A 12,755-nucleotide genomic window follows, 5' to 3' on the forward strand; every position below is an offset into this window, starting at 1 on the left:
GGTTAGACATCCAGCAGCAGACGCTGTGGATCTTCCAGCAGTTCTTTGATTGCGACCAGATAGCCGACAGATTCGCGGCCATCGATCAGACGGTGATCGTAAGAAAGTGCCAGATACATCATTGGCTGGATCACCACCTGACCATTCACCGCCATTGGACGATCTTTAATGGCGTGCATGCCAAGGATCGCGCTCTGCGGTGGGTTGATGATCGGGGTAGACATCAACGAGCCGAACACACCACCGTTGGTGATGGTGAAATTACCGCCGGTCAGTTCATCAACGGTCAGCTTACCGTCGCGCCCTTTCACCGCCAGCTCTTTAATTTTCTTCTCGATATCTGCCATGCTCAGCGCATCAACATCTTTTAGCACTGGCGTCACCAGGCCGCGCGGCGTGGAAACCGCGATGCTGACGTCGAAGTAGTTGTGGTAAACCACATCTTCGCCATCAATGGAGGCATTCACTTCCGGGTAACGCTTCAGCGCTTCAACCACCGCTTTGATGTAGAAGGACATAAAGCCCAGACGCACACCATGACGTTTCTCGAACGCTTCACCGTACTGCTTACGCAGTGACATGATTGGCTGCATGTTCACTTCGTTGAAGGTGGTCAGCATGGCAGTGCTGTTCTTCGCTTCCAGCAGACGTTCAGCGACGCGTTTGCGCAGGCGCGTCATCGGAACGCGTTTTTCGCTACGGTTGCCGAGTGAAGTTGCTGAAGCAGCAGCAGCAGGTGCCGCTTTAGGTTCTTCCGCTTTCGCAGGTGCCTTAGCCAGATGTTTTTCCACATCTTCACGCGTGATTCGGCCACCGACACCCGTGCCTTTAATGGCTGCGGCATCAAGGCTGTGCTCAGCAATCAGGCGACGGATCGCCGGGCTCAGTGCGTCATTGCTCTCTTCTTCCAGCGAAGCAGTCTGGCGCTGTGCCGGAGTAGAATCATTGCTTTCTGCTTTAGCTGAGGTCTCTTTACCGCCGCTGTTGCCTTCTTTCAGGCGACCCAGCGCCTGGCGAGAAAGCACGGTCGCGCCTTCTTCTTCCAGAATCGCTTCCAGCACACCATCCGCAGGTGCAGGAACTTCCAGCACCACTTTATCGGTTTCAATTTCTACCAGCACTTCATCACGCTTAACGCTGTCGCCGGGCTTTTTATGCCAGGTTGCCACGCTGGCATCGGCGACGGATTCAGGCAGGTCAGGAACAACGATATCTACGCTACTCATTATTTATCCTTAATTATTCAACGTTCAGCGCGTCATTAACCAGATCTTGCTGCTGCGTCTGGTGAACGGACATATAGCCTACTGCCGGTGATGCAGATGCAGGACGACCGGCATAACGTAATGAAGCCCCAAACGGCACGACTTCGCGGAAATGGTGCTGGCTGCAATACCAGGCACCCTGGTTCAGTGGCTCTTCCTGACACCAGACAAAGTCATGCACGTGGGAATACTGTTGCAGCACATCCTGCACCGCTTTATGCGGGAACGGATAGAGCTGCTCAATACGCACGATGGCGACATTGGTTTGTTCATTTTTACGGCGCTTGTCAAGCAGGTCGTAGTAGACCTTACCGGAGCACAGCACAACGCGTTTCACGCCCTGAGGATCAAGGTCGTCGATCTCACCAATTGCCGTCTGGAACGCACCATTGGCCAGCTCTTCCAGTGAAGATACTGCCTGTGGATGACGTAACAGTGACTTCGGTGACATCACCACCAGCGGACGGCGCATGCCGCGCAGAGCCTGACGGCGCAGCATGTGGTATACCTGTGCTGGCGTTGAAGGCACGCAAACCTGCATGTTCTGCTCGGCGCAAAGCTGCAGATAACGCTCAAGGCGTGCGGAAGAGTGTTCCGGACCCTGGCCTTCGTAACCATGCGGCAGCAGCATCACCAGGCCACACATACGGCCCCATTTCTGTTCGCCAGAGCTGATGAACTGGTCGATAACCACCTGAGCACCGTTGGCGAAGTCACCGAACTGCGCTTCCCAAATAGTCAGGGTGCGCGGTTCCGCAGTCGCATAACCATATTCAAATGCCAGCACGGCTTCTTCCGACAGGACGGAGTCCCAGACTTTGAAGATGCCCTGACCGTTATGAACGTGCTGCAACGGCGTGTAAGTCGAGCCGTTAGCCTGATTGTGGATGACGGCATGACGGTGGAAGAAGGTTCCGCGCCCCATATCCTCACCGGAGAGACGGCATGGAATGCCTTCATCAACCAGCGTGGCATAAGCGAGGTTTTCTGCAGCGCCCCAGTCGAACATTTTGTTGCCGGCCGCCATCTCTGCACGGTCATTGTAAATCTTGGCAACGCGCGACTGCATTTCCACCGCTTCCGGCACCGTACTGATGCGCTTAGCCAGTTCCTGCAGGCGCTTCAGTTCGATGGTTTCAGGATAACCTTCATCCCAGTCATGGTTCAGATAAGGCGACCATGTAAAGGAGTGCAGGCTCATCGGGCGCCATTCCGGCACAACGCACTCACCGGCATCCAGCGCATCACGGTACAGGTTGACCATTTCCGTGGCATCTTCCAGGCTGGCGACTTTTTCAGCTTCCAGCTTGTCAGCATAGATTTTACGCGGTGTCGGGTGCTTCTTGATTTTCTGGTACATCACCGGCTGCGTGGCGCTTGGCTCATCAGCTTCGTTGTGACCGTGACGGCGATAGCAGACCAGATCGATAAACACATCGCGTTTAAAGGTGTTACGGAAATCCAACGCCAGGCGGGTAACAAAGGCCACCGCTTCCGGGTCGTCGGCATTGACGTGGAAGATAGGTGCCAGCACCATTTTACCAATATCAGTACAGTACTGCGTAGAGCGGGCATCTTTCGGGTTTGAGGTGGTGAAACCAATTTGGTTATTGATCACGATACGCACGGTACCGCCCACTTCATAGCCGCGCGCCTGGGACATGTTCAGGGTTTCCTGCACCACGCCCTGCCCGATTACCGCGGCATCGCCGTGAATGGTAATCGGTAATACTTTATTGCTGCTCGGTTCATCCAGACGGTCAAGACGGGCGCGTACCGATCCCATCACTACCGGGCTGACGATCTCCAGATGCGACGGGTTAAACGCCAGCGCCAGGTGAACCATGCCGCCTTCGGTTTCCACATCCGAAGAGAAGCCCATATGGTACTTCACGTCGCCGGTGCCGAGGTGCTCTTTATGCTTGCCGGAGAATTCGTCGAACAGGTCCTGAGGCTTTTTGCCCAGCACGTTGATCAGTACGTTCAGACGACCACGGTGCGCCATACCCAGCACCACTTCGCGCGTGCCGCTCTTACCGGCGTGGCGGATCATCTCATTGAGCATTGGCACCAGCGCATCGCCACCTTCCAGTGAGAAGCGTTTGGCACCCGGGAATTTCGCCCCGAGGTAACGCTCCAGACCTTCTGCTGCGGTCAGCTGTTTGAGGAAGCCTTTTTTCTCTTCAACAGAGTAAGAGGCCTGCCCCACTACGGATTCCAGACGCTGTTGGATCCAGCGCTTTTCTTCCGTGTTGGTGATGTGCATGTACTCCGCACCGATCGAACCGCAATAGGTCTGTTTCAGTGCAGCATACAGGTCCGCCAGTTTTAGCGTCTCTTTGCCAATGGCGAAGGACCCGACGTTAAAACTCTCCTGGAAATCTGCATCGCTCAGGCCGTGATAGGCTGGATCGAGATCCGGAACATCTTCCTGTTTCCACAGGCCAAGCGGATCGAGGTTTGCCTGCTGATGACCGCGGAATCGGAACGCGTTTATCAGCTGCAGTACCTTGACCTGTTTGGCATTGGTTTCAGGGTCGCTAACGGAGGCCGTATAGCGCGAGGCATCTTTCGCCAGACGGCGGAAATATTCGCGCGTGGTGGAGTGAAATTGCTCAGGTCTAACCCCAGTGCCAGGAAGCTGCTGGAAAAGGGTCTTCCAGGCATCATCGACAGAGTCAGGATCGGTTAAAAAGTCCTCATAGAGCTGCTCTATGTAGGACTGGTTCGCGCCGGCCAGCCAGGTGGAGTCCAGCCAGGGTTTCATCGCGCTGTTCTGCATTGTGATCCCTTAAGCATATGTGTGCTTTTTTTTCGCCGTGGTTGTATTAGTGGAACCTTTGCAAGTCCCCGCCGCGTTAACGGCTTACCGTGGTACGGTTCTTCGATACGAGCGAAAGGCCCGTAAGGGAACCTTTGCAAAGGGTTTCCGGCAGGGTTACAGCACCGAAAACACCTTACAAAGATCGCCTGGTAAAACACCGGGAACCTGAGGCTCCCGGTATTTAACGCTATGCGCCCCGCTGCAGCAGCATCGACTTAATATGGCCGATCGCACGCGTTGGGTTCAGCCCTTTCGGACATACGCTTACACAGTTCATAATGCTGTGACAGCGGAAAACGCTGAAAGCATCATTCAGATTGTCGAGGCGCGCATCGGTTTCGGTGTCGCGGCTGTCAATCAGGAAACGGTAAGCGGCCAGCAGGCCTGCCGGACCGATAAATTTGTCCGGATTCCACCAGAATGACGGGCATGAGGTGGAGCAGCAGGCGCAAAGAATACATTCGTACAGGCCATCGAGCTTTTCACGCTGTTCTGGCTCCTGCAGGTGCTCCCTTGCTGGTGGATTCTGCCCATTATTCAACAGGTAAGGCTTAATTTTCTCATATTGAGTATAGAATTGCCCCATGTCTACCACCAAATCGCGGATTACCGGTAAACCGGGCAGCGGGCGGATGACAATCTTCTGTTTACCATTGCCCAATGCAGAGACGGGGGTAATACAGGCAAGACCATTTTTACCGTTCATGTTGATACCGTCGGAACCACACACTCCTTCACGGCAGGAGCGGCGGAACGCTAACGTCGGGTCTTTCTCTTTCAGACGCATCAGCGCGTCCAGCAGCATCATGTCACGGCCGTCTTCTGACTCCAGCGTATATTCCTGCATACGCGGAGCATCGTCGACTTCCGGGTTATAGCGATAGATGGAAAATTCGAGTCTCATGATTATCTCCGCAAACTAGTATGTACGCGCTTTCGGCGGGAAGGCCGCACGCAGTTTCGGCTGCATGTTCACCTCACGGCGCGTCATGCTTTCACTTTGCGGCAGATACAGGCTGTGGCATAACCAGTTTGCATCGTCACGTTCAGGATAGTCGAAGCGGCTGTGTGCCCCACGGCTTTCGGTACGGAAGTTAGCTGCAACTGCGGTTGCGTAAGCTGTTTCCATCAGGTTATCCAACTCCAGACACTCAACACGCTGAGTATTGAAATCTGGAGAACGGTCATCCAGGCGGGCATTCTTCAGGCGCTCACGCAGCACTTTCAGCTCTGCCAGCCCTTTTGCCATGGCATCGCCTTCGCGGAATACCGAGAAGTTATGCTGCATACAGGTTTGCAACGCTTTACGCAGTTCAGCCGGATCTTCACCGGTCACGTTGTTGTTCCAGCGGTTGAGACGTGCCAGAGAAGCGTCGACCTCTTCTTCGGTGGCATCGCGCAGTTCGCCCTGTTCGGCAATCGACTCTTGCAAATGCACACCGGCCGCACGACCAAATACCACCAGATCCAGCAGCGAGTTTCCGCCCAGTCGATTTGAACCGTGCACGGACACGCAGGCAATTTCTCCCACGGCGAACAGGCCCGGGATCAGCACATCTTCGCCTTTGTCGTTAACGGTTAACGCCTGGCCAGTCACGCGTGTTGGAATACCGCCCATCATATAGTGGCAGGTAGGAATGACCGGAATCGGCTCTTTTACCGGATCAACGTGAGCAAAGGTGCGGGACAGCTCCAGAATACCCGGCAGGCGGGACTCCAGGACATCTTTGCCCAGGTGATCCAGCTTCAGTTTGATGTGTGGCCCCCAAGGCCCCTCGCAGCCGCGCCCTTCGCGGATCTCGATCATCATTGAGCGCGCGACCACATCGCGACCGGCGAGGTCTTTGGCATTCGGTGCGTAACGCTCCATAAAGCGCTCGCCGTGTTTATTCAGCAGATATCCGCCTTCACCACGACAGCCTTCCGTTACCAGTACACCCGCCCCGGCAATGCCGGTTGGATGGAACTGCCACATTTCCATGTCCTGCACCGGCACACCGGCTCGCAGCGCCATGCCGACACCATCGCCGGTACAGATATGGGCGTTAGTGGTCGACTGATAAATACGCCCGGCTCCGCCGGTTGCGAGAACAGTGGCTCGCGCTTTAAAGTAGACGACTTCACCATCTTCAATATTCAGCGCAGTGCAGCCGACAATAGCGCCATCGGCATTTTTCACCAGATCCAGCGCATACCATTCGGAGAAGATAGTGGTTTTGTTCTTCAGATTCTGCTGATACAGCGTATGCAGCAGAGCATGCCCGGTACGGTCAGCGGCAGCGGCAGTACGTGCCGCCTGTTCACCGCCGAAGTTTTTCGACTGACCGCCGAACGGACGCTGATAGATGCGGCCATCTTCCAGACGAGAAAATGGCAGCCCCATATGTTCCAATTCGGTCACCGCTTCCGGGCCGGTTTTACACATATACTCAATCGCATCCTGGTCGCCGATATAGTCGGAACCTTTCACCGTGTCGTACATGTGCCATTCCCAGTTGTCATCATGGGTATTACCCAAGGCAACGGTGATACCACCCTGCGCAGACACGGTATGGGAACGGGTTGGGAAAACTTTAGACAACAGGGCACAGCTCTGGCCCGATTGGGAAATTTGTAACGCGGCGCGCATACCTGCGCCGCCTGCGCCGATTACCACGGCATCAAATTCTCTTACTGGCAACTTCATTACGCACCCCACACTACTACAGTTCCATAAATCGCATATACCAACAGCGCAACCACAATCACCAGCTGCAGCATCATGCGCATCGCCAGTGGTTTAATGTAGTCGGTCAGTACCTGCCACATGCCGATCCAGCCGTGCACCAAAATGGAGAACAGCGTCAGAAGGGTGAACACTTTAGTAAAGGAGGATGCAAAAAATCCGCGCCAGATGTCATAGGTCAGGGTCCCAGACATCACAATAAAACCGAGGATATACAGCACATACAGGGTCATAACCATGGCGGCAGCACGCAGCAGCAACCAGTCATGAATGCCGTTGCGACCCAGTGCAGAAGCGTTGCTTACCATACGAGGACTCCAGCCAGGATTGAGAGCACGACAGTGATACCGAATGCAATTTGCGCGGAGAGCTTGCCAGTTTGCAAGGTTTCACCCAGGAAGCCAAAGTCCATCATCATATGGCGAATGCCGCCGGCGATATGATACGCCAGTGCGGTTAAGATGCCCCACATAATGAATTTAGCGATAAAGCTGTCCATCACGGCAGATGCCTGCAGGAAGCCTTCGGGTGAAGAGAGCGACAGACCCAGTAGCCAGAGCAGAATCCCGATCGCCACGAAGGTGATCACGCCGGAGACGCGGTGGAGAATGGACGCAATTGCAGTTAAGGGAAACCGGATCGTAGTGAGATCCAAGTTGACAGGTCTTTGTTTTTTCACGGTTTTGCCCACACAGCCTTTCTTATTTTGCTTCCTCCGGTCCTGAAGGCGGGTCAGACAGCGTTAATAAGGCAAGCATTCGCGCCAGGCACCAAAACAACAACGAACGTCCAGTGTCAAAAACGACGCGTATGAAACGCTGGGTGGCTCCTACTGCAGGGTATTTCCGGAGACCTGGCGGCAGTATAGGTGGATCACATTCTCATTACAATTCCCCTACAAACACTTTGGGAACATTTCGGCGGAACAGTGATCGGCCTCACGATTTTCACAATTGATACAATTTTAATTATCTGATTTGACAAAAGTTCAACATTCTTGTTACAAACGGACGGATAAAAGTTCTATGATGCACAAAAGTTATGGGGATACACTTTCCCCTAAGCACAAGTTATGTAACATTGGTCAGGATCATCAATAGACTATCAGGATTGGTTATCACTTTTTGTTATAGCCATACCGCACCGATGAACGACCATGTTACACATCAGAATTGCGCCACTCCGGCCAGCACGCGCCGTCACTCTGTACCCTGCACGTAAAAAGATGCCACAGAGTTGATTACCTCATGCGCCAGGCAAGAGGCTGGGGAAATGCCGCATTCTGTTGATTACGATCCCTATATAAGGCGCTAAGGAGACTGTAAAATGGCTGATAAGAAAGCAACGCTAACCCTCGATGGCGAAGCTCCTATTGAGCTTAATGTGCTAAAAGGCACATTGGGTCAGGAAGAAATTGATGTCCGCACTCTCGGCTCAAAAGGTTACTTCACTTTTGACCCCGGCTTTACCTCTACTGCGTCCTGCGAATCTAAAATCACCTATATCGACGGCGATGAAGGCATTCTGCTGCACCGTGGCTTTCCGATTGATCAGCTGGCTTTGCACTCCAACTACCTGGAAGTGTGCTACATCCTGTTGAATGGCGAAGCCCCAAGCGCAGAGCAGTTCGAAGAATTTAAGACCACGGTGACGCGCCATACAATGCTGCACGAGCAGATTCACCATCTGTTCCGTGGTTTCCGTCGTGATTCACACCCAATGGCCGTGATGTGCGGTGTAACCGGTGCACTGGCAGCATTCTACCATGATGCGATGGACGTCAACATTGAGCGCCATCGTGAAATCGCCGCTTTCCGCCTGCTGTCGAAAATGCCGACCATGGCCGCGATGTGCTACAAATATTCCATTGGTCAGCCGTTTGTTTATCCGCGCAACGACCTCTCCTATGCCGGTAACTTCCTGAACATGATGTTCTCCACGCCGTGCGAAGAGTACGTGGTGAACCCGGTGCTGGAGCGTGCGATGGATCGTATTCTGATCCTGCACGCTGACCATGAGCAGAATGCTTCCACCTCTACTGTGCGTACTGCCGGCTCTTCCGGGGCTAACCCGTTTGCCTGTATCGCGGCAGGGATCGCCTCCCTGTGGGGCCCCGCACACGGCGGCGCCAACGAAGCCTGTCTGCGCATGCTGGAAGAGATCAGCACCGTTGAGCATATTCCTGAGTTCCTGCGCCGCGCCAAAGATAAGAACGATTCGTTCCGTCTGATGGGCTTCGGTCACCGCGTGTATAAGAACTATGACCCGCGCGCCACCGTCATGCGTGAAACCTGCCATGAAGTGCTGAATGAGCTGGGGATGAAAGATGACCTGCTGGAAGTGGCGATGGAGCTGGAACACATTGCGCTGAACGACCCGTACTTCATCGAACGTAAACTCTATCCAAACGTCGATTTCTATTCAGGCATCATTCTGAAAGCGATGGGCATTCCGTCTTCCATGTTTACCGTGATCTTCGCGATGGCGCGTACCGTGGGCTGGATTGCACACTGGAAAGAGATGCATGACGACGGCGTGAAAATTGCCCGTCCGCGCCAGTTGTATACTGGCTACGATCAGCGCGATTTTACGTCGAATATTAAGAAGTAATTTGCGGGCGGACCGAAAAAGAGAGTCCGCCCCCACAGTAACAGGGTAGATTGACGTAGGGGCCGATCGTTTTTGATCGGCCCTTATTTTTTCATTTCTGACAGCCCGGACACCAGTAAAACGGCCGCGACGACAGCGTGGTGCGTTCAATGTTGGCACCACAGCGCTCGCACGCCCTCCCTTGCCGATGAAACACCTTAAAGCGAAACAGAGCGCCGTGATGATGATTCTCATCCGCCTGTCCGCGCGTCTGGTAAGAGAGTCGCGGGAGCGCCAGCAGTGCCGTAACCAGCGCATTTAACTGAGCATCATTAAGCGTTTCCGCTTTATGCTGCGGCGCCAGCGCGGCCTGCCAAAGAATTTCCACCCGCAGGTAGTTTCCCAGCCCGGCCAAAAATGACTGGTCCAGCAACAGCCCGCTGAACTGACGTCGGCGAAAACGCTTTGATAATAAACGCTCGCGCACCTGTGCTTCTGTCAGGGTCATATCTAACACGTCCGGCCCGACGCGCTGCAAAAACGGATGGCTGGCCAACCCGTCTGCATCCAGCAGCTCAATTTCCGAAGCGCTATAGAGCAGCAGGGTTTTATCCGCTGCCGCCAGTCTCACCCGCAATACGCGCTTGCTGGCAGGTTCAGTACCGCTATCCACCACGCGCCAGACGCCGTACAGCTGATTATGGCTGTACAGCGTAAGCCCGTTTGAGAAATGAGTTAGCAGCGCTTTGCCACGGGTTTCGATTGCGATGACCCGTTCACCCACCAGCGCCTGCTGATAAGTTTGCAATGCCGGAAAGGCGAACCAGACGTCGGTTAACACCTTGCCTTTAATCGCCTGTTCCAGCCGATCCGCCGCGCGGCGGATTTCAGGACCCTCTGGCATGCTCTCCTCCCTGCGAATTAATGTGTGGCGCCGCCCTCGAGAGGGATATCCTCTTTCACCGTCAGCGCAATACCGATGGCCATCTCCAGCGCCAGCGTTACCGTGGTCAGCGACATGCTGGGTACGCCAGGGTGCTTTATCGCCTGTTCCGGCAGATAGGGAATATGGATAAAGCCGCCGCGAGTTTTACGGCGCCGCAGGTGGTGCAGCAGGCCATACATCACGTTGTTACAGACATAGGTGCCCGCGGTCTGCGAGACCGAAGCGGGGATCCCCGCCTCGCGAATACCCGCCACCATCGCTTTTACCGGCAGCGTGGCAAAATAGGCAGCCGGTCCCTGCGGCTCGATAGGTTCATCAACCGGCTGCGCCCCGGCGTTGTCGGGAATGCGGGCATCATTCACGTTGATTGCGACGCGCTCCACGCTGATATCAGCTCTGCCGCCCGCCTGCCCCACCGCAATCACCAGTTCGGGTTTCAGCTCATCAATAATGCGGGTGATCTCATCTATCGCCGTACCGAACACGCAGGGTAGCTGCCTGGCGACCACTTTGGTCGAGCCAATCATCCGGTCGCTCAGTTGGCTGACTGCCTCCCAGGCCGGATTTAACAGCTCGCCATCAAAGGGTTCAAAGCCGGTAATCAATACAGTTTTCATCGTTCCCTCACAAAAACATCAGGAAATAGAGCAGGAAGGTATTGGCCACTAACAGTAGCACACCGGTTGGGATCTGAGCTTTGATCACCGCATTTCGGTCCGGCAGCTCCAGCAGGCGCGCCGGAACAATGTTGAAATTCGCTGCCATCGGCGTCATTAACGTGCCGCAGTAACCGCAGAACATGCCAATCGCCGCCATAACCGCCGGATTGCCATGATGCTGCAGCACCAGAATCGGAATGCCGATCCCGGCAGTCACTATCGGGAACGCGGCAAAGGCATTGCCCATCACCATCGTCAGCAGCGCCATACCCACGGTATACAGCACCACGGCGATGAAGCGGTTATCAACCGCCAGATAGCTTTCGGTCAGATGAGAAATCGCCGACCCCACCCCCGCGCTGGTAAACAGTAATCCGAGGGTCGCCAGAATCTGCGGCAGGATAAACGCCCAGCCGATCGAGTCCAGCAGGCGGCGCGCTTCCTGTAAAGACTGTGCCGGTGCTTCATGCGTCATCTTCAGCGCTATCAGCCACGCCAGCAGGCAGCCAACCGACATCGATAGCAGTGTCACCAGCGTCGAGTGATTCCCCGCGCCGAAGACTGCCAGCTGCAGGCCAGGAATGTTATTGAACGCCAGCACGCCAATCACCGTGACCACGGGAATAACCAGCGCCGGTAAAAACAGGCGATTGCCGAGGCGACTCGCGCTCTCTTCGCGCTGCTGCGGCGTGCGGGTAGAGTAGCTGCCCAGCCTGACGCCGCCGCAGCCGGCTATCAGTGCCATCACCACCACACCCACGCCCACACCAATATGCAGGGTGCGTGCGCCGATCCAGGCCGTTGCCCAGTCGCCGATAAAGAAAACCAGGCCGTACAGCGCCCAAAACAGCCCGGTAGTTAAGCGGCGTGGATTACTTTTATCACGCCATGACATCAGCGCCACGATCAGCAAAATAGTGCCTGCCAGCCAGAAGAGATAAGCCTGCTGGAACATTATTTAGCCCCCTTCTGCTGTAAGGCACTGGCATTTAATTTACCCAGTTCAGCCGCCAGTTTTTTATCCAGACGATGCAGGCGCACCGCATGGATCAGGAAAGCACAGACCGCGGTCGGAATACCCCACAGGGCAATATGCAGCGGTTCGGTCTGAATTCCCGCCGATTCCTGCATAAAGTTGTGCATAAAGATAATCGCGCCGAATGCCACGAAGATATCCTCACCGAAGAACAGGCCAACGTTATCCGTTGCCGCCGCCATCGCCCGCAGGCGGTAGCGCACCTGAGGCGGCAGCTCACCATAGCGGTTCTCGCTGGCGCCTTCGGCCATCGGTGCCAGCAGCGGACGCACCATCTGCGGGTGCCCGCCGAGGCTGGTCAGCCCCATGGCGGCCGTCAGCTCACGCGCCAGCAGATAGACAATTAACAGACGTCCGGCAGTGGCGCTGCGTATCCGCGCAATCCATGCCTGCGCCCTCTCCTTCAGCCCGTGGCGCTCCAGCAAGCCAACAACCGCCAGCGGCAGCAGCAGGATAAACGGCAGGTTACGGGTATTCAGGAAGCCGGAGCCCAGCTTTTCCAGGATGTCGCTAACCGGCATCTGTGCGGTCAGTCCGGTGATCACGCCAGCGGCGACCACGACAATGACCGGGTTGAAACGTAAAATAAAGCCGACGACGATGGCAGCAATGCCCAATAGCGGCCAGAGATTAATAGCAGCGTCCATGTTGATTCCTCAGAAAAAAATGCCCCGACGCGGTGGACGGGGCAGAATGAAAATTCGCCGACGT

At 55.1% G+C, this 12,755-nt stretch carries 11 protein-coding genes; 1 reads left to right on the plus strand and 10 read right to left on the minus strand.

The features are described 5' to 3' along the window. Positions 1–2 precede the first annotated feature (2 nt). The 6 genes from odhB to sdhC form a co-directional block, all read right to left on the minus strand. On the minus strand, positions 3–1,226 hold the full coding sequence (gene odhB / locus ID864_RS13390) for a 2-oxoglutarate dehydrogenase complex dihydrolipoyllysine-residue succinyltransferase (protein WP_191149945.1): 1,224 nt from the start codon (positions 1,224–1,226) through the stop codon (positions 3–5). A gap of 13 nt (positions 1,227–1,239) precedes the next feature. Beyond that, positions 1,240–4,047 (minus strand): 2-oxoglutarate dehydrogenase E1 component, encoded by a 2,808-nt coding sequence (gene sucA / locus ID864_RS13395; RefSeq protein WP_133624163.1) that lies wholly within the window; start codon positions 4,045–4,047, stop codon positions 1,240–1,242. Positions 4,048–4,276: 229 nt separating this feature from the next. Further along, on the minus strand, positions 4,277–4,993 hold the full coding sequence (locus ID864_RS13400; RefSeq protein WP_048916725.1) for a succinate dehydrogenase iron-sulfur subunit: 717 nt from the start codon (positions 4,991–4,993) through the stop codon (positions 4,277–4,279). A 15-nt stretch (positions 4,994–5,008) separates the two neighbouring features. Next, a complete protein-coding gene (gene sdhA / locus ID864_RS13405; protein WP_048916726.1) occupies positions 5,009–6,775 on the minus strand; it encodes a succinate dehydrogenase flavoprotein subunit in 1,767 nt (588 codons plus the stop codon). Then, positions 6,775–7,122, minus strand: coding sequence for a succinate dehydrogenase membrane anchor subunit (gene sdhD, locus ID864_RS13410; protein WP_048916727.1), 348 nt, complete (start codon positions 7,120–7,122; stop codon positions 6,775–6,777). Before sdhD ends, sdhA begins: the two co-directional genes overlap by 1 nt. After that, the gene (sdhC, locus tag ID864_RS13415) at positions 7,116–7,505 is read right to left on the minus strand and encodes a succinate dehydrogenase cytochrome b556 subunit (RefSeq protein WP_048916728.1); all 390 of its coding nucleotides are present in this window, start codon (positions 7,503–7,505) and stop codon (positions 7,116–7,118) included. The genes sdhD and sdhC overlap by 7 nt, the downstream gene beginning before the upstream one ends. Positions 7,506–8,140: 635 nt before the next feature. On the opposite strand from sdhC, the gene ID864_RS13420 reads away from it, so the two are divergent. Continuing rightward, entirely contained in the window at positions 8,141–9,424 is a 1,284-nt protein-coding gene (locus ID864_RS13420) for a citrate synthase (protein WP_048916730.1), read from the plus strand. Between the two features lie 91 nt (positions 9,425–9,515). Here the strand turns inward: ID864_RS13420 and nei are convergent, their stop codons facing one another. Genes nei through ID864_RS13440 form a run of 4 tightly spaced genes read right to left on the minus strand, consistent with a single transcriptional unit; the run spans position 9,516 to position 12,691 of the window. Then, on the minus strand, positions 9,516–10,307 hold the full coding sequence (nei, locus tag ID864_RS13425) for an endonuclease VIII (RefSeq protein WP_099753587.1): 792 nt from the start codon (positions 10,305–10,307) through the stop codon (positions 9,516–9,518). A gap of 17 nt (positions 10,308–10,324) precedes the next feature. Beyond that, the gene (gene pcp, locus ID864_RS13430) at positions 10,325–10,966 is read right to left on the minus strand and encodes a pyroglutamyl-peptidase I (protein ID WP_048916732.1); all 642 of its coding nucleotides are present in this window, start codon (positions 10,964–10,966) and stop codon (positions 10,325–10,327) included. 7 nt (positions 10,967–10,973) lie between these two features. Continuing rightward, positions 10,974–11,963: a DUF979 domain-containing protein gene (locus tag ID864_RS13435; protein WP_048916733.1), complete on the minus strand. Its 990-nt coding sequence runs from the start codon at positions 11,961–11,963 to the stop codon at positions 10,974–10,976. Continuing rightward, positions 11,963–12,691, minus strand: a complete 729-nt coding sequence (locus ID864_RS13440; RefSeq protein WP_099753585.1) for a DUF969 domain-containing protein — start codon at positions 12,689–12,691, stop codon at positions 11,963–11,965. Before ID864_RS13440 ends, ID864_RS13435 begins: the two co-directional genes overlap by 1 nt. Between the last annotated feature and the right edge of the window lie 64 nt (positions 12,692–12,755).

The sequence above is a fragment of the Erwinia aphidicola genome, assembly GCF_014773485.1.
GTDB classification, from domain to species: domain Bacteria; phylum Pseudomonadota; class Gammaproteobacteria; order Enterobacterales; family Enterobacteriaceae; genus Erwinia; species Erwinia aphidicola.